This is a genomic window from Chryseobacterium sp. UYP7 (genome assembly GCF_056279225.1).
Window position 1 is genome coordinate 19,249 of the sequence record NZ_JBWBQW010000004.1, and the last position, 25,985, is coordinate 45,233.

The 25,985-nt window shown below is 36.2% G+C and carries 21 protein-coding genes; 3 read left to right on the forward strand and 18 right to left on the reverse strand.

All coding sequences use genetic code 11. The annotated features are described in order from the left end of the window. Positions 1–550 precede the first annotated feature (550 nt). Positions 551–3,043, forward strand: a complete 2,493-nt coding sequence (locus ACZ9HT_RS09475; RefSeq protein ID WP_476040246.1) for an ATP-dependent Clp protease ATP-binding subunit — start codon at positions 551–553, stop codon at positions 3,041–3,043. Between the two features lie 83 nt (positions 3,044–3,126). On the opposite strand, the gene ACZ9HT_RS09480 is transcribed toward ACZ9HT_RS09475, so the two are convergent. From ACZ9HT_RS09480 to ACZ9HT_RS09530, 11 genes are all read right to left on the reverse strand, one after another. Beyond that, positions 3,127–3,537, reverse strand: a complete 411-nt coding sequence (locus tag ACZ9HT_RS09480) for a GNAT family N-acetyltransferase (RefSeq protein ID WP_476040247.1) — start codon at positions 3,535–3,537, stop codon at positions 3,127–3,129. Between the two features lie 291 nt (positions 3,538–3,828). Next, complete coding sequence (locus tag ACZ9HT_RS09485) at positions 3,829–4,599, reverse strand: COG4705 family protein (protein ID WP_476040248.1); 771 nt, start codon at positions 4,597–4,599, stop codon at positions 3,829–3,831. A 44-nt stretch (positions 4,600–4,643) separates the two neighbouring features. Further along, positions 4,644–5,084 carry a DUF2147 domain-containing protein gene (locus ACZ9HT_RS09490; protein ID WP_476040249.1) on the reverse strand — a complete coding sequence of 147 codons (441 nt, stop codon included), beginning with the start codon at positions 5,082–5,084 and terminating at the stop codon, positions 4,644–4,646. A gap of 8 nt (positions 5,085–5,092) precedes the next feature. After that, positions 5,093–5,854 carry a phosphatase PAP2 family protein gene (locus tag ACZ9HT_RS09495; protein WP_476040250.1) on the reverse strand — a complete coding sequence of 254 codons (762 nt, stop codon included), beginning with the start codon at positions 5,852–5,854 and terminating at the stop codon, positions 5,093–5,095. Positions 5,855–5,916: 62 nt separating this feature from the next. Next, a complete protein-coding gene (locus ACZ9HT_RS09500; protein WP_476040251.1) occupies positions 5,917–6,357 on the reverse strand; it encodes a PepSY-like domain-containing protein in 441 nt (146 codons plus the stop codon). 542 nt (positions 6,358–6,899) lie between these two features. Beyond that, positions 6,900–7,904 (reverse strand): YncE family protein, encoded by a 1,005-nt coding sequence (locus tag ACZ9HT_RS09505; RefSeq protein ID WP_476040252.1) that lies wholly within the window; start codon positions 7,902–7,904, stop codon positions 6,900–6,902. Between the two features lie 135 nt (positions 7,905–8,039). Then, entirely contained in the window at positions 8,040–11,084 is a 3,045-nt protein-coding gene (locus tag ACZ9HT_RS09510; protein ID WP_476040253.1) for an efflux RND transporter permease subunit, read from the reverse strand. Between the two features lie 201 nt (positions 11,085–11,285). Beyond that, on the reverse strand, positions 11,286–12,209 hold the full coding sequence (locus ACZ9HT_RS09515; protein ID WP_476040254.1) for an efflux RND transporter periplasmic adaptor subunit: 924 nt from the start codon (positions 12,207–12,209) through the stop codon (positions 11,286–11,288). A gap of 5 nt (positions 12,210–12,214) precedes the next feature. After that, positions 12,215–13,477, reverse strand: a complete 1,263-nt coding sequence (locus tag ACZ9HT_RS09520) for a TolC family protein (protein WP_476040255.1) — start codon at positions 13,475–13,477, stop codon at positions 12,215–12,217. A gap of 246 nt (positions 13,478–13,723) precedes the next feature. Continuing rightward, complete coding sequence (porY, locus tag ACZ9HT_RS09525) at positions 13,724–14,974, reverse strand: PorY family sensor histidine kinase (protein ID WP_476040256.1); 1,251 nt, start codon at positions 14,972–14,974, stop codon at positions 13,724–13,726. A gap of 37 nt (positions 14,975–15,011) precedes the next feature. Further along, positions 15,012–15,689 (reverse strand): response regulator transcription factor, encoded by a 678-nt coding sequence (locus ACZ9HT_RS09530; RefSeq protein WP_476040257.1) that lies wholly within the window; start codon positions 15,687–15,689, stop codon positions 15,012–15,014. 342 nt (positions 15,690–16,031) lie between these two features. Between ACZ9HT_RS09530 and ACZ9HT_RS09535 the strand changes: the two genes are divergently transcribed. Together ACZ9HT_RS09535 and glk are read left to right on the forward strand one after the other, a co-directional pair. Continuing rightward, positions 16,032–16,820 (forward strand): alpha/beta fold hydrolase, encoded by a 789-nt coding sequence (locus tag ACZ9HT_RS09535; protein WP_476040258.1) that lies wholly within the window; start codon positions 16,032–16,034, stop codon positions 16,818–16,820. Positions 16,821–16,933: 113 nt separating this feature from the next. Next, positions 16,934–18,007 (forward strand): glucokinase, encoded by a 1,074-nt coding sequence (glk, locus tag ACZ9HT_RS09540; RefSeq protein WP_476040259.1) that lies wholly within the window; start codon positions 16,934–16,936, stop codon positions 18,005–18,007. Positions 18,008–18,012: 5 nt separating this feature from the next. Here glk and pgi read toward each other — a convergent pair whose 3' ends face one another. The 7 genes from pgi to ACZ9HT_RS09575 form a co-directional block, all read right to left on the reverse strand. Continuing rightward, positions 18,013–19,668 carry a glucose-6-phosphate isomerase gene (gene pgi, locus ACZ9HT_RS09545; protein WP_476040260.1) on the reverse strand — a complete coding sequence of 552 codons (1,656 nt, stop codon included), beginning with the start codon at positions 19,666–19,668 and terminating at the stop codon, positions 18,013–18,015. 222 nt (positions 19,669–19,890) lie between these two features. Next, positions 19,891–20,619, reverse strand: a complete 729-nt coding sequence (pgl, locus tag ACZ9HT_RS09550) for a 6-phosphogluconolactonase (protein ID WP_476040261.1) — start codon at positions 20,617–20,619, stop codon at positions 19,891–19,893. Positions 20,620–20,624: 5 nt separating this feature from the next. Continuing rightward, on the reverse strand, positions 20,625–22,151 hold the full coding sequence (gene zwf, locus ACZ9HT_RS09555; RefSeq protein WP_476040262.1) for a glucose-6-phosphate dehydrogenase: 1,527 nt from the start codon (positions 22,149–22,151) through the stop codon (positions 20,625–20,627). 35 nt (positions 22,152–22,186) lie between these two features. Continuing rightward, positions 22,187–23,623: an NADP-dependent phosphogluconate dehydrogenase gene (gndA, locus tag ACZ9HT_RS09560; protein WP_476040263.1), complete on the reverse strand. Its 1,437-nt coding sequence runs from the start codon at positions 23,621–23,623 to the stop codon at positions 22,187–22,189. A gap of 90 nt (positions 23,624–23,713) precedes the next feature. Then, positions 23,714–24,337 carry an HAD-IA family hydrolase gene (locus ACZ9HT_RS09565; protein ID WP_476040264.1) on the reverse strand — a complete coding sequence of 208 codons (624 nt, stop codon included), beginning with the start codon at positions 24,335–24,337 and terminating at the stop codon, positions 23,714–23,716. 3 nt (positions 24,338–24,340) lie between these two features. Then, positions 24,341–25,429: a transaldolase gene (gene tal, locus ACZ9HT_RS09570; RefSeq protein ID WP_476040265.1), complete on the reverse strand. Its 1,089-nt coding sequence runs from the start codon at positions 25,427–25,429 to the stop codon at positions 24,341–24,343. A gap of 54 nt (positions 25,430–25,483) precedes the next feature. Further along, positions 25,484–25,951 carry an RpiB/LacA/LacB family sugar-phosphate isomerase gene (locus ACZ9HT_RS09575; protein ID WP_476040266.1) on the reverse strand — a complete coding sequence of 156 codons (468 nt, stop codon included), beginning with the start codon at positions 25,949–25,951 and terminating at the stop codon, positions 25,484–25,486. Between the last annotated feature and the right edge of the window lie 34 nt (positions 25,952–25,985).

Genomic DNA, 25,985 nt, shown 5'->3' on the forward strand with positions numbered 1-25,985 from the left:
GATAAAAAAATTCACCATAAACGTAAATATGCCACTTGTCATAATATTTTATAAATATATAATATTTTATCAAAGTATAAAAACAAAAAGCGGTAAGAACTCAAAGTTTAGCTTAAAACATTATGATTATTTAAAAACAGAAACTGACACGCTTCATTACGAAGCATTTACAAATTCATGTTAAATAAATTTAATATTCTTCTTCTTTAAAAATAAGAATTGAGGCTAGGAACAGGTTTAATCTTTAGGAAAGCGTAAATTTCAGGACTTCTGATATCAGTTTCATTTTATATACTGTAAGTAAGTGATGGAAGTGAGTACTCGACGCAATTTATTCTGAACTCAGTTATTAATTTCGACTAGAAATAAGAATTAAAAATCATCCACATTTAAGATTCAAATAATTAAATGGTCAGCATTTATGAACAAAAAATTCATATTCTGTAAATTTTTAATTAATCTAAGTGAAATAAATTCCACCAAGACTCAATTTGTTACGAATAAATAATTTATATTTGAATACCATCTAAACATTACTAATCAAGACTACATGAGCGTATTAATATCGAACGAAACCGTAAAACAGCTGTTTCATATTTCACAGTCTATCGCGAGAGAAAATTACAATGCCACCTTTGGTGCGCCTCATCTTTTACAAGCCTTAATGCACCAGGATATTGGGTTGCGCGATTTTTTAAAAAGTATAGATAAAGATCCGAGCTATTTTTACGAATGGGCCGAGGTTCGTATCGAAGATTATCCCAAAACCGCACATTTGCCAGAAGAAGTTGCACAGGCTGAGGACGTAAAAAAAATATTGCAGGAAGCTGATGAAATTAGTGTAAGACTCGGTTTAGACGAGATCACTCCTATTTGTATTTTGGCGAGTATTGCTAAACCTCATGTTGTGTATGATGCACAGGAATTAAAATCTTTACCGCTTCGGGAAAATGAAATTTTAAATCATTACCGAGGCGAAGATCAGAATATCGGTGATAAAACGGATGCACTTTTTGATTCGCCCTTCAAAGACAACGGTTCCTTTCCTGCGATCAGCAGCTATTGTGTCGACAAAACTTTGCAGGCAAAACAGGGTAAATTAGATCAAATCATCGGGCGGGATAAAGAACTTCGAATGTTGATAGAGATTCTTTGTCGAAGATCAAAACCCAACGTGATCATCGTAGGCGAACCTGGTGTTGGAAAAACAGCTTTAATAGAAGGTTTTGCCGAAGAAATAAACAAAGGAAATGTCCCGGAATTATTGAAGAATGCTACCCTTTTAGAACTCGACACTGGCGCATTATTAGCCGGAACATCTTACAAAGGTGAAATCGAAGACCGCCTGAAAAAAGTCATCAACGAATGTAAACAAATGGAAAAGGCCGTCTTGTTTATTGATGAAATCCACGCGCTTTTAGATTCTAAAGGAAGTGCCGGAAATGTAGCCAACCTTTTAAAACCTGAACTGGCACGCGGAGAATTGACTGTGATCGGCGCCACAACTCAGGAAGAATATCGAAAGATCATCGAACCTGAAAAAGCATTTAACCGCCGTTTTGAAGTTTTAGAAATCGAAGAACCCGATGACGCAACCTGCGTTAAAATGATCGAAGTGGTTCTTGATGGATACAAATTACACCACAATGTTGAAGTGGATCGAGCTGCTTTGCCAGAATGCGTCCGACTTTCAAAAAGATATGCAAAAGGTAAAAAACTTCCCGATGCCGCTATTGATTTATTAGACAGAACCATGGCAGCCATTAAAATGCTGGACGAACTCTCGGAAAAAGAACTCGCAAAATGGAAAGAGGAATATGATGCTTTAATTAACGCAGAATATGCCGTAGAATCTGATTTGGTTGAAGAACTAATTTGGCATTTCAGATTATTGCAGGACCGCTTAAGTCCGATTTTATGGGGTTCTTTGGAAGAACAGAATGAGATTGACAACTCTATGAGCGTAGATCAGATCAAGAAAATTATAGAAGACACGTATGCGGAACTTTTAACGCACGCAGCGGTAAAAAGAGAGAAAGTAAATAAACTGGAACTGGCAGCCGTTATGGCGGCGAAAACAGGAATTCCTATCGGGAAAATTCAGGCCCAGGAAAAAGAGAAACTTATAAACATGGAATCTCTTCTTTTGAAAAGAGTTGTTGGTCAGGATCATGCCCTAAAAGTTTTGTCCGATGCAATTGTTGAAAGTCGAAGTGGCCTTAACAAGCCGGGGCAGCCAATTGGCTCCTTTTTCTTACTCGGACCAACAGGAACCGGGAAAACAGAATTAGCAAAATCGATGGCAGAACTTCTCTTTAATGATGAAAAAGCCATGGTTCGTTTTGATATGTCCGAATTTAAAGAAGAACATTCGGCAGCTTTGCTTTATGGCGCGCCTCCGGGATATGTTGGTTATGAGGAAGGTGGAATGCTGGTTAATAAGATCCGCCAGCAACCTTACACCGTTGTTCTTTTTGACGAGATTGAAAAAGCGCATCCGTCCGTTTTTGATGTTTTTCTACAGATCATGGATGAAGGAAAAGTTCACGATAAATTAGGAAAAGAAGGCGATTTCAGCAACGCTCTAATATTATTTACCTCCAATATCGGAAGTGAAGAAATCGTTAAAAAGTTTGAAGAAGGCGTAACTCCGGATTCCAAAAGTTTAATGCAGATCATGTCGAATTCAGGGAAATTTAGACCCGAGTTTTTGGCTAGAATTACAGAAATTATTCCTTTTGCACCAATTACCGAAGGTATCGCAGAACGCATTTTTAGAATTCAGTTAAAGTCTCTTATCAAATCCTTAGAACGTTTAGGAATGGAATTAGAAATAAGTGATGAGGCAGTTCATAACTTAGCGGTAAATGGATTCAGCAGCAAATATGGCGCAAGACAAATTTCGGGCGTTATTCGTTCCCGCTTGGCTCGACCGATTTCGAAAAAAATTGTACGCGAAGAAGTAAAAGCCGGCGAGATCATCCAGGTAGATTGGGATGAACCTCAACAAGAATTAATTTGGCATATTAAGCCGCACGCATAAATAAAAAGGCCCTGATTATTAATTTATTCAGGGCTTTTTTCTCTTTTATTCTTGAATCTAGAAATTTACTTCCGTCAAAAATTCTAACGCGCAAATTCATATTTCATCATAAGGTCCGTTTGATCATCATCGTCCACCATAAAGGAATGTTTGGCAAATTCCACAAGACCATTATTTTTATAAAGAGAAATTGCCCTGTCATTTTCCCAAACTCTTAACCACAAATAATCGCATTTTAAATCCCGCGCAATTTTTAGCGCTTTATCATATAGAACTTTGCTTATTGTTCTTCCATGGTAATTTATCAGAACATAAATCCGCTTTATTTCCATCGCGTTGGCTTCCCGAATTCGGTCTGAGCGTGGCCAAAATTTAATTTTAAATAGCCAATCACGGTTTCCATTCTCTCTGGCAAAATAAAACTGGGAATTATTATTGTAAAATTCAGCAGTGAAATGATCTATGGAAAAATTATCATTTCTAAATTTTTGCATATTTTCTGCGGAATTGAAATCAGAAAAGTCTCACTGAACGTTTGCTACGAAAACTGTTGTAATTACACAATTTCTTTCGGTAAAACTTTTTCAATTTTGATGTTTTCTATTTATTAAAAAAAAAATCTATTGCAGATTACCAATTATAAATTATGTTCATTGAAGATTCTATTCATTTTGCATTAACATCTTACATCTTCTTCTATCATTGATCTAAACGAAAATATACGACGGAGTATTTGTATCGGCTTCTGTTGAGCGAAACTTCTTTCATAACTAATCAACTTGCGTTTATGTTAATTTAGATATCGAAGACAAAACTTCCTTTTTAGAAATTAAACTCAGATAAAACACTGCACCAATGATCACAATAAAAAACACGATATTGATCAATCCAATCGACAAACCTAATCCACCGTCTTTTGGAGCCTGAATAAACAGATCGCCCAAAGATGCACCGATCGGTCTTGTCACAATAAATGCGATCCAAAAGGCTAAAACATTGTTGACGACTTTAAAATAATATAAAACTCCGACTAAAATAAAGATACATCCGAAAAGAATCAATGAATTTAAATATCCGAAATTCAAATATTCTGAAACCGTATCTCCAACTCCGGTTCCCAAAGCAAACGTAGTTAAAACGATGATCCAATAGAATTTTTCCCGGGTGTCATTATTTATATCATGAATGGATAAAGTGTGTTCTTTTTTGTTCCAGGTAACGAACAGAACGATCATCGCGATGGTAAAAATCCCATCTAAAACCAACAGTGAAATTCCAAATTGATCTACCAAAATATCCGTGATCAAAGTTCCTTCTATACTCATCATCACGATTAAAAACCAATATGATGGCGGGAAATATTTCTTTTGTTTAAAATTCCAGATTACTGCTCCAATGGTAATCGCTCCCATTAAAATGGTTGTCCAGATTAAACCTACTTTCAGATCTACAGAAACATAATCTGCAGCAGTTTCTCCGACGGTTGTGGAGAGAATTTTGATGAGCCAAAATAGTAAACCTAAACTGGCTACTCTGTTGATCGCTGTATTTTTCATAATTGATATTTTTGTTTGAGGTGTGTTAAAAAAAAACGAGCTGTTTATAATCTGTTGAAATAAAGACTTTTGCCGATCCAGGTAAATTTCCAAAAACCACGAACACACAATTTTCCTTCCTCATTTATTTCTGCGAAAGTATCCCAGATTCTACCACTTGAAGCGTCATAAATTTTGCCATTTTCCCATCGCTTTTTATCAGCATTATAAGTCAGACCTTCCAGAATATCCATTCCTATTACTTTTCTGGTACGAAGATTTACATCAGGGTTCTGCGAATCATGTCGCGAATTCATCGGAGTTCCACTTCCTAACCGTTCATCAAACCAAATTACTTTCGCTTTAAAGTCATTGCCATGTCGATAAACCTGCACTGCGACACTTTTATCTGTAGCGATCCATTTTCCTAGAACATCGTCTTTTTCAGTCTGTGCAGAAATGCAGATTGATAAAAGGACCAATAAAAATAAGATCGGTTTGAGCATCTTTAAAATTAAAATTGATAAGTGTAGGCGAGACTTACGTTTTTGTTATTGTAAACCGGTGTTAAAGTAAAATGCCAACCGTTCTTCAGAAAAACTTTATCGTATAAAAAGTAGGACAATTTTGCAGAAGCAATCCCGAAACCGGCACCTGCAACTACATCTCCAAGCCAGTGTTTGTTATTGTACATCCGTATAATTCCCGTCGCTGCGGCAACGGTATAACCTGCGTAACCAATCCAGGGTGAAGTATCTTTATATTCCTGGAGGAGAAACTCCGCAGAAGCAAAAGCAATCGCAGTATGACCGGATGGAAAAGAATTGAAACCGGAATGGTCTGGACGTTCTTCTTTTGTTAATTTTTTTAAAGGAAAAACAACTGCAGTTGTAACCGCAATGGTAGTTCCGTAAATCAATGCGGCATCTTTCCAGTTGTGTTTACCTTTTACTCCAAAAGCATTTAAGGCAAAAACTGCAACTCCTGGTGCAAACTGGGAATAATTATCTACATGCGTAATGAAATTTGGGTGATCTTCCCGAAGTTCGTTATTCGTGGTTCTGTTTAATTTCGGATTTGCCAAAGAGACAAAACCATACGTCACAAAAGCCGCCGGAATAATAAATTGTTTTATTTTCAGTTTGTTTTCAGGTACTCTTAAAGAATCCTGCAAAGTATCTTTTTGAGCAAATCCTAATTGGAAATACATCAGAAATAGCAGGGGAAAATATTTAAAAAGGGATGGAGAAATACTTTGGCGGTGCGTTGTTTTCATCAGAAATGGATTAAAGAATTAAAAAAAAAGGCAACCAAAATTATTGATTGCCTTTACATTTTTTAGTCGTTTTCAACATTTAATTTTTGAAAAGTTCCATTTGCATTAAACAGTAGATCTCCGCTTTTTACTTCCGCTTCGTAAACCACAGAACCATCTGCTTTTACGATTTTGGCGGCTTCTTTTATTTTTCCGTATTTTTTTTGAGCCACATAAGAAATTACATTTTTAGGTAATTCTGATACTGTCAAAGAGGTTTCAGTTTCTTCTTTCATGCCTTTTGCACTGTAAGTGACAGACATATCTTTGTTATTTAACTTAAATTCTGCTTCGTAAGTTCCGTGTTCATCGTCCCATTTCACGTTTTTTACCTGCGGATAATCTTTTTTAAAGGCGTTTTTCACGACCATAGGAACATCGTCTCCTTTGCTCATTTGTTGTGCAGTGATTGTTCCTGCTCCAAGCGCGAAAATGATTGATAGTACAATTGCTGACTTTTTCATTTGATTTATACTAAAGTTTAGGATTGAATTTGTTCCAATCTCTAATACAAATCTGCGACACCAATCTGTAGAGAATCTGAATTTATAGCCAGGAAAGGATATTTAACATTAATTTATTAGTTAGAATTTTTTGGGCAATCTCGGCTGTGGACGAGACATTCGGCTTTCTCCCGATTTTACATCGGGATCCGCTCAAATCGGGTTGCAAAGTTTCGGTGAAACAAAGATTTCCGATAATTTGAAAGATAATCGTGAAATCAAAAAATTATAACTTCTTCAGATAGCATTCCTCCGGAACGCCAAAATTTCACGTTTTAATATATTCTAAACAGATATGATTCCGCTGGAATCATTACGGTCATTGACATAATTAAAAAACATTTATCCTTTATAAAATTAATTTTCCACTATTTTAACTTATGAAAAATCCGTAATAAATGTTCCAGCGGAACATTATCTGTGTAATAACAATACTAAGTAGAATCTTGCATTCCGGAGGAAGGCAATCTTAAAAATAACAATCGTAAATACAAAGTTTTAAACTATTTCCCTACTTCCAAAATATGAAAAGTACCGTCTTTTACTGGAAATCTGTGATTCACCGGATTTTCAACCGTTCCATATTCAGCAGTCGGCAAATAGATTTTCTGTGTTTTTACATCGATCGCTAAAGTTCTGGCGCCGGATTCAGTTTTAATGTCTGCCAAAGCCACAAATTCGTTTTTAGATTTTTCCAGATAGGTAGAAATTACGCCGGAATAGGTCGCGGCGAAAATCGTTTTGGATCCTGGATCAAATTCTACCCCATCACAACCTTCCGCAATTGGTAAAGAGGTAATTACTTGTCCGGTATCGGAATTCACCACGACCAAATGCTCTTGACAGCCAACAAATAAGCGGTGAGTTTTAGTATCCATGGCTAAACCTGTTGGACCAGTATCTTTTCCCAAAGAAAAATAGCGCGTTACCAAACCAGATTTCATATTTATTTCAGCAATTTTCGCCTGATCTTCGGTGTTCACGTAAATTTTACCTTTTCCGTTACTCACTATTAGTTCTGGATTTCCGATTAATTTAATTGTTTTTTCCACTTTTAAATTTTTCGGATCAATGATGCTCATATTATTACTGTCGGCATTTCCAAGGATTATTTTTCCCGAAAAATTATCAAAAATAATCGCGTCAGGTTTCTTCTCAACTTCTATGATTGCTATCTTTTCATTTGTTTTCACATCAAATACAAAAACTGAATTGGTTTTTCCATTCGTTATGTAACCTCTGTTATTTTTATCAAAAGCAATTCCGTGGGTGCCACTTTGGTTTTCAATAATTCCTTCAGACATCGACGTTTCCACATTGATGATATTAATCTGATTGGAATGACTTGCGTAAATAAAATGATTGGTCGGATTAAGGGTTAACAGATCCCAACCGCCATTTCCACTGATAGGAATTGTTTTGAGAACTTTAAAAGTTTCTGTTTTTGTTTGCGCTTTAGTTTGAATTAAAAGTCCGGAAATTGCTAAAAAGAGCAGTTTAATTTTCATTATTTTATTTAGATTTTTATGTTAACTAATAATTTGTTTTGGCGATATTTTGCAGCCCGACTTTAGTGGATCGCGATTTAAAATCGGGAGGGAACGCAAACTCTCGTCCACAGACGAGACTACCAAATAAAAAATTTATTCTATTTCATTTTTTAGAGTTTTTTCTTTAAATTCTAATTTATTCAATAAAGTTGGAAAGACAATTAACAACAGAGGCAACGTGATAATAAATCCACCGATGACCGCTATTGCTAAAGGCTGATGCATTTGAGCGCCGGTTCCAATTCCCAAAGCGAGCGGCATTAAAGCGATAATTGCACCTAAAGCCGTCATTAATTTTGGACGTAATCTTGTGCTAATAGCATAAATAATAGCGTCTTGACGGGATTTTTCTACCAGACTTTCTTCAAACTGCAGATAGGTAAAAATAGCGTTTTCGCCGATGATCCCGACCATCATAATCAATCCGGTGTAACTTCCGACGTTTAGTGGTGTGTTGGTTAAAAAGAGTAAAATAAAACTGCCGGAAATCCCTAAAATAGAAACTAATAATATGAGAAATGCGACTTTTAAATTTCTAAAAAGAAATAATATAGTTGTGAATACAAGCAAACTTGAAACAAATAAAATCAATAATAATTCACTAAAAGATTTCTGCTGTTCTGCATAAGCGCCGCCATAAGAAACGCTGTAACCAGTGGGAAATTTAATATTTTTGTCAATTTCAGTCTGAATTTTTTTAATTGTTCCACCTAAATCGCCATTATCCAAACGCGCCGTTACGATGCCGACATTTTGTAATTCTTCTCGCTCTATTTGAGCAGAACCTTTCAAAACAGACACTTTTGCAAACTCTTTCAGCGGTTTCAATTGTCCATTTGGCAAAGAGATCATACTATTTTGAATTTGCTGAAGCGAAGCATTGGATTGATTATTATATAAAATTCGGATCGGCGTAAATTGATTTTTATCAAACAGATCTCCGACAGTATTTCCACTCAAAATCGTTTGGGTTTGATACTGGAAATTCTGTGGCGAAATTTGGTATTGCGCTAAAATGCCAAAATTTGGTTTAATTTGAATGGACGGACCGGCAATTAAAATCCCATCAAAAACATCGGCAGTGCCGGACGTTTTTTCTACAATTTTTGCAATTTGCTGGGAATACTTTTGAATCGTGGGAACATCATTCCCAAAAATTTTAATTTCAATGGGTTGCGCAGAACTCATCAAATCGCCCAACATATCCGTAATAACTTGCCCAAAATCAACCGTCAAAGGCAATCCTGTTTCTTCAATTTTTGCCCGAATTTCGTCTGTAACTTCTGCCGTAGTTTGGGTTCGGTCTTTTTTTAAATTAATTAAATAATCGCCACGATTGGGTTCGGTAATAAAAAACCCCATTTGCGTTCCTGTTCTTCGGCTGTAGGCTTCAACCTGTGGATTTGCTTTGATGATTTTTTCTACTTCCCGCAGTTCCCGATCCGTTTCTTCCAATGAAGTTCCGGGTGGTGAATTATAATCCAAAATAATACTTCCTTCATCCATATCTGGTAAAAATCCTGTGGCGATATTGGGGATAATAAGCGCAGTTGACAAAACTAAAATCCCCATAAAAATATAAGAGAAAATTGGTTTTCGGATGAAAAATCCTACCCATTTTCTTTCCTTTACATCATGATGAATTTCCTCTTTTTTTACAGTTTTATTTTTAGATAGAAACAAATAAATTACGGGCAACAAAAGCCAGGACACGAAAAACGAACTGACTAAAGTAATGATCATTGTATTCGTCATCACTTTAAAATATGCTCCTGCAACGCCGCTCATGAGCAGAAAAGGCAGAAAAATCACAATCGTACTTAAAGAAGAACCGACCATTGCTTTCAATAAATAGTTGACGGCTTTCTGAACTAAAGTTTTGCTGTTTTCCTCGGGAAATTCTTCGTGTGTTCTGTGGATTTGCTCTACAATTACAATGGCATCATCAATGATCAAACCGATTGCCGCGGCAATTGCGCCCAAGGTCATGATATTGAAAGTCGCGCCGGTTGCGTACAAAATAACCATCGTCAGACAAATAGTAACCGGAATTGTAATTAATATAGTTGCACTGGCTTTCCAGGATTTTAGAAATAAAATGGCGACCACTATTGCCAATAAAAGTCCTATTAAAAGTGCATCTGTCACACTTTTGATGGAACTGTTCACAAAATCTGCTTGTACGTAATATGGTTTTATAACCACATCTTTCGGTAAAGTTTTCTGCAGGTCAGCAATTTTTGCTTCCATGGCTGCACCAACATCTACCACATTTGCGTTGGGCTGCTGTACTACGGCTATTAGAATACTTTCCGTTCCATTAGCGTTTACTTTTATATATTGTTTTGCTTTGTGGACTTCAATTTTTGCAATGTCTTTAAAATAAACGGCTCTGTTTCCCTCATTTTTCAGCACTACATTTGCCAATTCGTCTAAATTGGTGATTTGGGAATCCGTCAACGTTAAATAAAGAAAATTATAATCTGAAGAATAACCGTTGGATTTTATAAAATTCGTTTCGTTGAGCGCAGTTTCGATATCCTTTGGATTTAAACCCAACCTTGTCATTTCTCCCTGATCTAAAATTGCCCAAAATTCTTTGTCTTCGCCACCAATTATTCTGATGTCGCTAACGCCCGGAACTTGTGAGAGAAAAGGTTTGATGGTATAAAGTGCTAATTGTTTTAAGGCAATTGGCGAAAGCGACGTAGAATTTAATGTGTAACCCATCACCGGTAAAATGGCGGGATTCATCTTTTCCACCGTGATATTGGTATTGGGCGGAAGTTGGTTTTTTATCTCATTTATTTTCGCCTCGATCTGTTGCTGGCTTAAATCAATGTTAGCATTCCAGTCCATAAAAGCAGAAATTTCACAACTTCCGCGACTCGTTGTACTTTTCAGTAATTGTAAATCCGGAACTAATTTTACAGCATTTTCCAGCGGTCGCGTCACGGCAACTGTCATTTGATCAACCGGTTGTTGTCCTGCTTCAGCAATAATTTTTATTTTCGGAAAAGTGATCTGGGGAAATAGGGAAGATTTAATTTGAGTATAGGAAAATATACCGCCAATCAGCAACAGCAGGATCATGACCAAAAGTGGACTATTATATTTTACAAAAAAGGAATTTTTCATACTAATTTACTTTGAGTTATTTTACCACAAAGGCACAAAGACTTTTTCACAAAGGATTTTTTTAACACATTAGTCACATTAGTTTACTTGAAATCATTAAGAGAAAAAGTTCACAAAGGATAAAAATCAAAGATTTTTCCATCTAATGTGCTCTTATGTTTACTTTTTTGCGCTTTATTAATAAACTAATGTGTTAAAATTTCAAGGTGTAACTTTTACTTTAGCATTATTTTCTAAACCATAGTTTCCAGTAGATATAATCCTGTCTTTTAAATTAATATTACCCGAAATTATCTGTACATAATTTTCATTTTCTGTACCTTTTACTACATCAATCTTTACTGCAATATTGTCATTTTTCAATTTCATTATCCAAAATTTTGTTTGTGTTTCGTCCGTTAAAACTGCACTTTTAGGAACGTAAATACCTGTGTCATTTTTTTGATTTTTTAAATTGATACTGACAATTAAATTCTCTGGAATAGAAATATTATCATTTGGTTTTACTAAAACTTTTTCAGTTTGAGAAACCATATCGACTGCCGGAAGTACTTTTGCGATATGACCATTTATGGTTTTCCCATCGGGAAGATTTATTACTAAATTTTTATTATTAACGAGCATATCGTGGTATTCATAAGGCACATTCATTACAAATCCAAAACTCGAAGAATCTGTAATTCCTGCTAAAATTTCCCCTTCCTGCACATAATCGCCAATCTGATGATTCAATAAATTAACATATCCTGTTGCAGGAGAAGTCACCGTCGTCACGCCCGAAAAGCGAAAAGACCGGTCTAATTTATTGATGGTATTTCCCAAAGCGCGCGATTCTTTTGTTTGCACAGAAAACAATAACTGACCTTTTCGAACCGGATCGCCCAGATTAATTCTAACATTGGTGATGTAACCCGTCGCATTGGCTTTTACATCGGATTTTAATAAATAAGTTGCCGTTGCATTAATAGAAACAGAATTATCAATCGAAAGCGTATCTGTGGGAAATGCCACAGAAACCGGCGTTGCAGAAATGACAACGGAATCAGCAACCGCAGTTTGATCTGCCTTTTTTTTGCAGGAAAACAAAATAAAAGCGAGCAATAAGATTGGAAAAAGTTTAAACATTTTAATCATTGAAGTAGCATATTATCAAGTTGATTTTCTAAACGCAAAACCTGCATTTTATACTGTAAAAGTCCGCTTTTTAGATTGGTATAATTCGTAATTGCCAAAATAAAATCGACCATTCTTACATCTCCCGTCGGTAATTGTTTTAAATTGGCTTCTATTAAAGTCTGGGAATATTTCATCTGATTTTCCGCGAGATTGACCATTTTTCTGTACTGCAGAATTTGATTTTTGATCTGAGCTTTTTGCTGATTGTATTGCTTTAAATAAAAAGATGCATATTCTTTTTTAGTATCCAGTTCTATTTTTTTCTGCGAGATGGATAATTCCCTTTGATGGCCGTCGTAAATAGGAATATTGAGGGAAAGTCCGGCGCTTACTCCAAAGTTTTTATAAGGAGTTTGAAGTAATGCCGATGAATAACCGCCGTCTGCGAAAAGAGCCAGTTTCGGCTGATAACTGTAATTTATTAATTGAATATCGTTCGCCAATTTCAAACTGTCCGTCCGGAAAGTTTCTGCATAAACACTTTTTTGAAAATCTAAATTTTCTTCTAAACCAAAACTGGGCTTTTGTAAAGTGGAAGTTTCAGTTTCAGATCTTCCGGAAAGATATTGCAGTAAGCCAAAATTATTTTGAAGATCCGCCAAATGCTGTTTCTGAAGCAGTTCAGTTTGTTGCTGCGTCACTTTAAAGGTTAGATAATCGGTTTGCCGAAAGACAGATTTTTGGGTGAGCTTCTTTAAAACTAAATCTTCCTGAGAGAAAATATGAATAATTTCCTGATCAATTTTGGTCTGTTCTTGATTTTCATACGCCAAAAGATATTGCTCTGTAATGGCTTTTTTTAAATTTAAAGCAGACAAATTTTTCTGATTTAAAAGTTGCTGAATTGCGAGTGAAAAAGAATTTAGTTTTGCGTTGTAATATTTTTTGCTGATAAAATCTCGGGAAACCCTGCCAATAAAAGTTGCGTTTTTGCCGTTAATCGTCGTGTTTCCATTATATCCAAAACCACTTATAACGGGCGAATAAGAAGCATCTGCAATTCCATTCACTTTGAAACCGTAATCACGCCGCGTTTTAATACTGTCTAAAGCTGTGATTGAAATTTGATTGGTAAAGTCTTTTAGATTGGGATTATTCTGGTGAGAAACTTGTAAATAATAAGCGAGTGTGTTTTCACTTTGCGCCTTGATAAATGTAGTATTCATCAATACTAAAAACAAAATAGGAATGATTTTATATTTAAAAATGTCTTGCATTGAATTTCAAATCTTAATGTGAAATTCAAAAGTAAAATGCAAATCTGTTTGAAATCTGAATTCTATATAATAATTATTATCCTAAATTTCTTAACCGCAAAAGTCACAAAAGATTTTATTGAAAATAGTTAGAGAAAAAGTTTACAAAAGAAAAAAATCTGTAGATTTTTAAGAATTGATGTTCGCTTTAAAAAGTAAATTATTTCCTTTGTATATCAAAACTTTTGCAGCTTTTGTGGTTAAATTTCAACGGTTTAATATAAAAAAATGCCGACCATTTTCAAATTTGTAATTCAAATTTAAATCAAAGGAAACTGCAATTTTTCGGGCGATTTCCAGACCTAAACCGGTGCTGTTTTCCTGCTGGCTTTGGCGCTGAAATCTTTTAAATAATTTACCTTCCTCTAAACCTGAACCTTCCGACTGATTTGAAATACGCATTTCATCTTCCGTAAATATAACATCTACCCTGCTGTTTTTTGGCGCATATTTTAAAGCATTCAAAAGTAGATTTCCAACTAAAATCTCGGCCAGACTAAAATCCATTTTCAAAATGAAAAACTTTGATAAATGCGTTTCCAGTTTTATATTTTTAAACTTGATCTGCTCGTGATAATTTTTAAAAAAATCCTCTACTAATCGATTTAAATTTACTTCCTGAATATCATTAAATTGTTTGTTCTCTATCTTCGAAAGCAGCAAGAGAGATTTATTTAATCGGCTCATTCTGCTTGTGGCCCCAGAAATTTCTTCTAAAATTCCCGCCTGTTCCGCCGAAATTGTTTCTGTTTGCCAAAATAATTCTACGTTGTTTTGTAAAATTGCTAAAGGTGTTTGTAATTCGTGAGAGGCGTTTTCCGTAAATTCTTTTTGAGACTGATAAACCTTCTGATTGACCGCTGATAAAGCGTTTAAAGATTGATTCAGATCACTGAATTCATTTATTTTTGATTTTTCTAAATTCAAACCATTTAAATCATCGACCCGAAAATTTTTCAATTCCTCGACCGTTTTGTAAAAAGGTTTCCAGATTTTTTGTTTGATCTGCGCATTGATGAGGAGTAAAGTTATGGTGAGTATGAAGAGAATCGATATTAAAAGATAGAGAATGGTTTTCATGAGATCCTCACTTTCCACGAGTGACTGTTTTACGTGGACATTATAATTATGCTGCGGAGTTTTTACAGAAAATTGCAGAATTCGGTAAGATTCTATCTCATTGTCGAGCTGACTAAAAACGTCATCCGTGAAAAGCTTTTCTTTTTGAAGTTGGGCCGGATTCTTTTCAATACTGATGGCATCCTGAAAATTCACAAAATTTTCATTCTGTAATTTCTGCAGTTTATGCGTAATTAATGTTTTTTGATCCTGTAAATTTTCATCAATATTTCTCGTGAGAACATTTTGGAGCACCACATAGAAAACGGGTATGGAAATGAGCATCACCAAAACCGTGACACCAATGTACCGCAAAGAGATATAGTGCGTCAGTTTCATATGGAGATCTTTATTTTACAAAATATTAGTGTTGATTTCATTTTGCTTCAATTTTATAACCCATTCCATAAACTGATTTTATGCAATCTTGCGCACCAATATTTGCCAGTTTTTTCTTAATGTTTTTGATGTGTGCGTATAGAAAATCAAAATTGTCAAAGAAATCGATATTGTCTTCCGCAATATGCTCTGCAATGGCGTTTTTCGAAATGATTTTGTTTTTATTCACACTTAAATACAACAAAATATCATACTCTTTTCGGGTAAAATCGATCAACTTTTTATTAAATGAAATACCTTTTGAATTAGTATCAATCTCTAAATCGTTAATTATAATTGCAGTATTTCCCTGAAATTGTCGTCTTCTAATAACAGAAGAAATTCTGGCACCCAGTTCTGAGAGATGAAAAGGTTTCGGCAAATAATCATCTGCACCCAATTGCAAACCACTTATTTTATCGTCCAGAGAATTTTTTGCAGAAATAATGATCACGCCATCCGATTTATTTTCTTCTTTTAAAAATTTTAGAAGATTTAAACCATTTCCGTCGGGCAAAGTGATATCCAGCAAAATGCAATCGTAGTCAAAAGATTCTAATTTTTCCTGGGCAGAAGCGAAATTTTCTGCAAGATCACAACTGTATTTCTCGTCTTTTAAATAAGACAAAATACTTTTGCTCAACTGAACTTCATCTTCTATTAGTAAAATTTTCATTGAAATTTTTTAGAAATGTAACTCAAAATTCTGAAGGAAAACTGAATTCGGTTTAAAGTTACTGTTTAATCCAGCGATCAAAGAAAATTTTCATATCTAAATCCAGTTTCGATATCAGACATTTAATGTTTTAAAGATTTTTTTTTGAGTGTGCTTGGCTAGAAATATGCATTGCTAGACCTGATCTTCCAGACGAATTAGTGATAGAATAATCTTGATTTTAGATAATTAATTTTATACATATTTAGCGTTATATCTTTTTAAGAACTTCGTCTTTTCGTAAACTATCGATTAAAATATATTTAATTTTAAATCGATCTTGAGAATAAAATTGTAACTAAAATGAACGATTCTAAAATAAATTCCCAATTGATAAACCATAAAAACACACTGGTATTCCTGCATTATTTTGGAGGATCTGCCGCAAGCTGGAGCTGGGTTATAGAGAAACTATCAAAAGAATTTTGCTGTATTGCGGTCACTCTACCGGGATTTGGTTCCACGACTTCTCTGAAAAATATTTCTATTGAAAATTTCGCGGATTTTGTAAAAAAAGAAATGGAGGCGAAAAATATCACTAAATATACCTTAATCGGACATTCTATGGGCGGAAAAATAGCTTTGCAAATCGCGGCTGATTCTCCAGATAATATTCAGCAGATCATTTTAATAGCACCATCGCCTCCCACGACTGAAGATATTTCTGAAAATGACAAAGAAAGGATGTTAAAACATCAGGAACCGGGAATCGCGGAAAAAATAATTGAAGGTTCCGTAAAAAAAACATTGAGCGATCAGCAGCTCGAGTTGGCGATTGAAACACAATTAAGCACCGATCCTGAAACGTGGCGATGGTGGATCGAGCATGGCACTCAACATTCGATTGCGGATCAACTCCTAAACCTAGACTTACCAATCACGATTTTTTCCTCCGAAGATGATCCGAATATTACTCCGAAGGTCATCAAAAATCAAGTTCTCCCCTATTTAAAAAATGCGAAATTAGTGACAACCAAAGGGATCGGACATTTAAGTCCGTTTGAAGCACCAGAATGGATCGCCGACCAGATCGTTATTGCAATAAATGAAAATGAAAACCTAGAGAAAAAACAAGTTGAAGACAGGCTTTAATGATTATAAACGAAGATCAAAACAAATTTTAAGAAGCGAGCACGGCTTTTTTCAATATGTATAAATACCTCAAAATAAATAAGACAAATCACAACACTAAAAACAAATTTCAAATGGAAAATTTCAAATCAATTTCCTTACCCGATATTTCTGAAGCCCGATTAGCAATGGCTTATCCATCACAAGAAAATAAATTACCAAATTCCGGATTGGTTTTGGCAGCAGACGTGGGCGGAACAAAAACAGAACTCGCGCTTTTCAAAATTAAAGACGGAAAGTTGGTTTCCCTCAAAAACCAGCGCTACCCGACAAGTGACCACGACTCTTTTGTTACGGCCATTCATGAATTTCACGACGATAAATCTTTAATTATTGATTGCGCATGTCTGGGAGTTGCCGGACCGGTTGATGGTGACAAAGTTCGGGGCGTGAACTTTGCCTGGGAAATTGATGCAAAAAAACTGGAAAAAGATCTGAATATCAAGACCGTTTTACTCATCAACGATCTTCAAGCCAATGCTTACGGATTGTCGGCGCTGGAAGATGCAGACTTTGAAAGCCTTATTGATGGAGAGAAAAATGAAGGTAACGCCATCGTAATTTCACCCGGAACAGGTTTGGGAGAAGCCGGAATGTATTGGGATGGTTCAAAATTTCATCCGTACGCGACGGAAGGTGGACACTGCAATTTTGCACCCGTTGATGACTTGGATTTGGAATTAAGGAAATTTCTAAATGTAAAATTTGATCATGTAAGTTGGGAACGTGTCGCATCCGGTCAGGGAATCCTCAACATTTACGAATTCCTACGAAAATTTAGAGATGACGAAGAACCAGAATGGCTAAAGCAAAAACTAAAAATCGACCATTCAGCTAAAGTTATTTCGGCAGCAGCCATCGAAAAAAAGGATGCAGTTTGTATTGAAACCCTCCAACTGTTTTTGAAATATCTTGCCACAGAGTCGAGTCAGCTTGCCTTGAAAGCTAAGGCTACAGGAGGAATTTTCATCGGTGGCGGAATTGCTCCAAAAATTCTAAGTTTAATCGATAAAAAAGAATTTTACAAAAATTTTGTCAACGTTGGAAGAATGGAACATTTACTAAAAACCATACCCGTGAAAATTGTACTGAATGACAAAACCGCTTTAATGGGTGCCGCCTATTACGCTGCGATGGGAATTAAATAATTTAATTATTCTTTTCTCCACTTTTTATAAGCATTGATCAAGCCATTCGTTGAAGCATCGTGGGATTTCACCTCATCGTTATTCTCCAGCTCTGGAAGTACTTTCTGGGCTAATTGTTTACCGAGTTCTACGCCCCATTGATCAAAGCTGTAAATGTTCCAGATTACGCCCTGCACAAAAATTTTATGTTCGTAAAGTGCCGTTAATGCGCCCAGAGAAAAAGGCGTGATCTCTTTCAACAGGAAAGAATTCGTCGGTTTATTTCCGGTGAAAACTTTAAAGGGAATGAGTTTCTCCAGGTCGGATTTTTCCATTCCGCTTTCTTTCAACTCCTTTTCTACTTGTTCTGCAGTTTTGCCGTTCATCAGCGCTTCCGTCTGCGCAAAAAAGTTTGAAACCAATATTTTATGATGCTCTCCCGTAGGATTATGACTAATCGCAGGTGCAATAAAATCACACGGAATTAAATGCGTTCCCTGATGAATAAGTTGATAAAACGCGTGTTGACCGTTGGTTCCGGGTTCACCCCAAACAACAGGACCGGTCGCGTAGTTTACATTATTCCCATTTCGGTCTGTATGTTTACCGTTGCTTTCCATATTTCCCTGTTGAAAATAGGCGGGAAATCGGTGCAAGTATTGATCATATGGAAAAATAGCTTCTGTTTCTGATCCAAAAAAATTGGTGTACCACAAACCAATCAAAGCCATAATCACCGGAATATTTTCTTTAAAATCTGTAGTTCTGAAATGTTGATCGGTGGATTCGGCTCCTTTAAGCAACTGCTCAAAATTATTGTACCCAATCGTGAGCGCGATCGATAGTCCGATGCTGCTCCAAAGACTGTATCTACCGCCGACCCAGTCCCAAAATACAAACATATTTTCGGGGTCAATTCCAAATTTCTTCACCCCTTCCGCATTTGTTGAAAGCGCGACAAAATGTTTCGCGACGAATTTCTCATTTTTCGCAGAACTTAAAAACCAGTCGCGTGCAGTTTGAGCGTTGGTCATGGTTTCCTGCGTTGTAAAAGTTTTAGAGGCAATGGTGAAAAGTGTCTCCTCTGGATTCAGATGTTTGAGTGTTTCCACGATTTGAGTTCCATCAACATTAGACACAAAATAAGCCTGAATTCCCCCGACCCAATATGGTTTCAACGCTTCTGTTACCATCACAGGTCCCAGATCGCTGCCCCCAATTCCTATGTTGACAATGTTTTTTATTTTTTTGCCAGAATATCCTTTCCATTCGCCACTGTGTATTTTTTCACAGAAGGCTTTCATCTTTTGGCGGGTTTCCCGAATCTCCGGCATGATGTCTTCGCCATCAATATGATAAGATTGATCCGAGAAATTTCGTAAAGCGGTGTGCATTACGGCGCGATTCTCGGTCCCATTAATTTTTTCTCCCGCAAACATGGCGTCCATAGCCTCTTTTACCTTGCACTCTTCTGCTAAATTCAAAAGTTTTTCCAGCGTTTCCTCAGTCATCAAATTTTTCGAATAATCAAAAAGTATCGTCTCCAGTTGAAGAGACATTTTTTCAAATCTTTTTGGGTCATCTTTAAAAAGATCTTTCATCGCAACCTCTTTCATGTCGGATTGGTGAGAAATCAAGGTTTTCCAGGCAGCGGTTTCACTAGGATTTATTTTTGGGAACATTTTTTAAATTTTTTAGTATTTGATAATATAATTTGCAAGACGGATGAAAACTAAAACGACATCGACTTCTATTTTTTAAATAGAAAATTGCTAAGGAAAGTTTGGCGATGAAAATTCGTAAAATATTATCTATAGAAATAAACTTATTTACGTAATAAAATTTATTCTTTACGATTTTATGATGAAAAATCTCACTCACTTTTTAGAACATTGTTTTTAAGATCATCTAACTTTCTGTAATCTTGAGGCTGCGGTTTCATCCATGAACCACTTGACTTCTTTTTGATCTCCCGTTATTAAGCGTGCGGGAAACTCATTTGAAGATCCGCTTTTATCTTCCAGAATATGAAAGACTGCTTCTGCTTTTCCCTCTCCGAAAACGAGAAATGCAATATTTCGGGACTGATTAATTAGCGGCGCCGTCATCGTAATTCGATCCATATTAACTTCCTCTACAAAAATTGATTTAATGGTTGCTTCCTTTTCATCGAGGACCGAAGTATTTGGGAAAAGTGACGCAGTGTGCGAATTGTCTCCAAGTCCTAAAAGATTGAAATCAAACTCCACCAATTTTCCTTCAAAATGTTTTGAAATTGAATCCCAATATTTCTGTGCAGATTCTTTTGGTGAACCCGAAGTGTCGATCTCAAAAATATTGGAGCTTTTAATCTTTAAGGGTTCAAATAAAGCTACTTCAACCATAACAGAATTCCGTTGAGAATTACCGGCGGGAACAAACCTTTCATCGCCAAAGAAAAAATAGGTTTTATCCCAGTCGATCTTATCTCTATAATGGTCGGAAGCTAACAATTCGTATAGTTTTTTCGGTGAACTTCCACCAGAAAGCACAAAATTAAATTGTCCGCGGGTTTGAATTGCTTCTTCAGCAACTTTGCAAATATCTTGTGCTAAGGCATGAATTACCTCATCGATCGTTTTAAATATTTCCATCTCCATTACTTATCAGTTTTATTTTTTTCAGGTAAGTTGATCCAGTGAAAACCGTCTTTTGCAATTAGTGCTTCTGCATTTTCCGGACCCCAGGAATTGGCAGGATAATTTGGAAAATCAGCCATTTTATTATTTTCCCAATAGTCGAGAACCGGCATCACTACTTCCCATGCAGCTTCCACCTGGTCAGCTCGCATAAAGAGTGTTTGATCACCAGAAATGACGTCTAAAAGAAGCGTTTCGTAAGCTTCCGGCGAATCGATTTTGGTTCTTCCCTCATAATCGAAAACCATATCCACAGTATTCAAAGTCATTTCAAGACCCGGAGTTTTACTTTCCAATTGGAATTTTATCGCCATATCAGGTTGGATGCTGATAATAAGTCTGTTCTGTTTCGGAAGATTTTCCTCTTTATTCGTAAACATATTATGAGGAACCTCCTTGAACTGGATGATAATATGAGACGCTGATTTAAATAATCTTTTTCCGGTACGCAGGTAAAACGGAACCCCTTGCCAACGCCAGTTGTCCACATAAAATTTCATGGCAGCGTAGGTTTCAGTATTAGAATTTGGATCAACATCAACTTCGTCGCGATAACCTGGAACTTCTTTGCCCTGAACCCAACCTGATCCGTATTGACCCCGAACTGCGATCTTGTCAATCATTCCGGGAACGATTTTCCGCATGGCTTTTAAAACTTCTACTTTTTTATCGCGCACCAGATCTGCGTCGAAGTTGACGGGCGGTTCCATGGCAATAATGCACAATAACTGTAAGAGATGATTTTGAATCATATCACGCAAAATGCCGGCGTGATCAAAGTAACTTCCGCGATCTTCGACACCGATCTGTTCACTTACCGAGATCTGAACATGTTCAATATGAGTCCGATTCCACAAAGGCTCCATGATCGTATTTGCAAATCGGAAAGCCATGACATTTTGAACGACTTCTTTTCCGAGATAATGATCGATTCTGTAGATCTGCTTTTCGTCGAAAATGGTGAGTAACTTGGTATTTAATCCCTTTGCAGATTCCAGATCCCGACCAAAAGGTTTTTCAATAATGATGCGCGTCGTATCCTTATTATTTTCTAATTTACTTTTCGAAACATTCTCTGCAATGGTGCAAAATAGATCTGGAGAAACTGCACAGTAGTACAAAATTGCAGGATCCTGTTTCCATTCCTCTTTTAATTTGCTAATGCTGGATTCGAAGTCATTATACGATGCAACATCTTTTATATTGGCTGCCTGATAAGTAATATTTGCGGAAAATATTGCCCAATCTTCTTTCTTTGCTTTACCGGTTCGGGAAAATTCATTAATTCCCGCCAACAACATATTGCGGTACTTTTCATCAGTAAATTTCGTTCTGGAAGTTCCTATGATGGCGAACTTTTCGGGCAGTCGATTATCGAGAAATAGATTGTAGAGGGCCGGAATAATTTTCCGTTTGGTTAAATCTCCGTTACCGCCAAAAATTATTAAAACGGTAGGATTTGCTTTTATGTATGAACTGTTTGGCATTTTTTATTTTTATAAATATGATGATTTAGATTGAATTACTCCTTGATATTTTCCATCATCCATTTGGTATGAAAAACACCTTCCTTCGCTTTCAATTCATAAGTATGAGATCCGAAATAATCACGTTGTGCCTGAATTAAATTCGTTGGCATATTTTCATTTCTGAAATTATCAAAATAACTTAACGAAGCTGAAAAAGCGGGAGTCGAGATCCCGTGAAGAGCAGCATCTGAGACAATCGCACGGATGTTTAGAATACTTTGAGTTAAAGTTTTCGCAACCTCACCATTCAAAAGTAAATGTTGCAATTGCGGATTTTTATTGAAAGCGGCGTAAATATCTTCTAAAAATTCGGATCGAATAATACAGCCGCCACGCCAGATCTTCGCAATGGTATCTAAATTCAAGTTGTATTTAAACTCGATATTCGCCTGATAAAGAAGGTGCATTCCTTGTGCATAAGCGGAAACCATGGCAAAATAAAAGGCACTTTCTAGCTTTACGCAATACTCAGAATGATTAGTTTGATATTTCATTTCTGTAGAATCCGCATAAACTTTGGAAGCTTCAACCCGTAACTCTTTCAGGCTGGAGAGATCCCGCATCGAAACAGATATATCAATAATCGGAGTTGGAAGATGTAAATCCATCGCTGCCTGAGAAGTCCATTTTCCGGTTCCTTTAGCTTTCGCCTGATCTCTAATACTGTCTAATAAAAGATGATCTTCGCCCTCATTTTTATACGTGAAAATATCTGCCGTAATTTCTAATAAGTAGGATTTTAGGCGGCCTTCATTCCATTTCTTGTAAACCTTCTCTATCTCTTGATTCTCCATTTGAAGACCATTTTTCATAATCTCGTAGGTTTCAGAAATTAATTGCATGATCGCATACTCAATTCCATTGTGAACCATTTTTACAAAATGTCCCGCGGAACGTTCGCCCATAAAAGCAACAGTTGGTTCGCCATTCACGTGAGCTGCAATTTTTTCTAAGATGGGTTTTAAAACTTTATAGGCCTCTTTATCTCCTCCCGGCATCATGCTTGGACCTCTTCTTGCGCCTTCTTCACCGCCGGAAACACCCATTCCTACAAAATGGTAACCTTTTTTTTCCAGTTCTAAATAACGTCTTTCTGTATCGGTAAAATGGGAATTTCCACCATCGATGATAATATCTCCTTTATCTAAAACTGTTAATAAATCTTTGATGACGCTGTCTACGATCTCTCCCGCAGGAACCAACATCATTACAATTTTCGGACTTTTAAGACTGTCCGTAAATTCTTTTAAATCTGAAAACCCATGGATATTTTCATTTTTTAAATTATTAAGCTTGTCAACGGCATTCGTATTATTATCGTATCCTGCACAAGCATAGCCGTGATCGGCGATATTTTGTAAGAGGTTGGAACCCATCGTTCCCAAACCGATCATTCCAAAAGCATTTTGATTTTTATTTTCGTGTTTCATCTTTTTAAGTATATTATTTTTAATGGTAAAAATGCAATTCGCATAGGATTAGTCGTTGTGAGCGAATCCTGCTATGCTCATTTAATAGTATTATTTTCGTGTAAAATTTTCAAGAATATTTTTTGAGGTTTCAAAATCCTGATGAAGAATCGTGTTCATTCCGGTTTTTTTAGCAGTGTTAACCAACATGGGTCGATCATCAAAATAAACACATTCAAATGGTTTAACCTGCGCAATTTCCATGGCTCTTTGATAAATTCTAGGATCAGGTTTCCGCATTTTTAAATAACAGGAGGAAAAGAATCCGTCAAAGAGATCGTGTAATTTAAAAGTCTTGATCCGATAATCATTGAGTTCCGCACTTTCATTACTTAGCGCAAATACTGCGAAATCAGTTCGCTTTTTCCAGGATTTTGACCACTCGAGCATTTCCGGTAATTCCACAGATTCTTCAAGCATGAACTGTTTGAAATCCTCTTTTGAAAAATCTCTGCGTTGATGAAATAAAACGGTATCCAGATATTCATCCAGCGAAATACTGCCGATTTCAAAAACATTATAAATGAAATTATGAAGAATATTCATTTCGGTGTAATCAAAGCCAAAGACTTTCGACGCCTTTTCGCGCGATTCGTGATCCCAACCATTGGTGAGCAAAACTCCACCAATATCCATAAAAACTACCTTAATTTTCGAAACATCAAAATCGACCATTGTTTAAAGTTTTCGTTTTTGACTGTCGATACTTTTGATCAATTTTTCATAAGCCTGGTTGAATTTTTCAATTCCTTCATCTTCCAGCTTGTGTGTAATTTGATCAATATCAATTCCTTTATCTTTCAATTCCTGCATTGCTTCATTTGCTTCCTTTAAACCGGTTGTTAAAGTTTCTTCCGCATTTCCATGGTCACGAAAAGCATCAATCGTTTCAATCGGAAGAGTGTTGATGGTATCTTTTCCAATGATACTTTCTACATAAACCACATCGCTGAAGGTCGGATCTTTCGTACCGGTACTTGCATAAAGTACACGCTGTTTTTGGGCGCCGTTTTCTACTAATTTTTTAAAACGATCGCTCGAAATCATTTCCAGATAAATCTGATAAGCTTGTTTTGCAGAAGCAATCGCTATCTTTCCGTATAAATTTTCTGCGTTTTTTTCTTTTAACATTGGATCGACCATAACATCTATCCTGCTGAGGAAGAAACTCGCTACAGAAGCGACGTCTTTAATGGGATTACCTTCCGCGAGGCGATCTTCCAGTCCACCCATAAAAGCCTCGGTAATTTCCCGATATCTCGGAAGTCCGAAAAGCAGGGTTACATTAATATTAATTCCTTCGCGCAAACATTCCCGAATGGCGATCAATCCTTCTTTGGTTCCAGGAATTTTGATCATCACATTTTTACGGTCGACTCTTTTCCAGAGTTCTCTCGCCTGTGAAATCGTTCCATCAGTATCTTTTGCCAAATAAGGAGAAACTTCTAAACTAACAAAACCATCTTCGCCATTGGTTTTATCGTAAACCGGTTTAAAAATATCGGCAGCTTTCTGAATATCATCAATGGCCAAATCGAAAAATATAGCGGAATTGTCGGTTTCTGTTTTTGAAAGTTTCACAATATCTTCGTCATAATCTGAACTTCCACTGATAGCTTTTTCAAATATTGAAGGATTGGAAGTAAGACCCCGCAAATCGTCGGTATCAATGAGACTTTGTAGTTTACCCGAAGTCATTATTTCGCGGTCTAATAAATCAAGCCAAATACTTTGACCTAAGTTTCTTATTTTATTTAATGAATTCATTTTGATTGTTTTAAAATTAATAATTCTTAAAGTGAGGAAGGAAAAGTGACATTGTTATAAAGATTGGTTTTCTAAGTTCTGAATCTTCTTCAGTCGCCTCAAATGTCTTTCAGCTCCTATGAATTTCGCGTTGAGAAAAGCCAGAACCAATTCTTCAGCACTTGCGTATCCTGTTACGCGACCGCCAAGACAGATCAAATTCATGTCATCGTCCTCCACGCCTTGATGTGATGAAAAATAATCTGTAATTAATGCAGCTCTTACGCCTGATATTTTGTTAGCTGCAACACAGGCACCGACCCCACTGCCACAAATGGCAATCCCACGTAAAACTTCTCCCGCTGCAACAGCTTTGGCGAGTGGAATAACATAATCCGGAAAATCATCCGCATTGTCTAATTCCGTTGCACCAAAATCAACGGGTTGAAAATTATTTTCCTTTAAAAAGGAAATGATTTTGTCTTTAAGTTCAAAACCGCCGTGGTCTGCACAAATTCCGATTTGGAGAGGTTTGTTGGACATTTTTTATTTGAATTCGTTAGAAGTGATGGAAGAA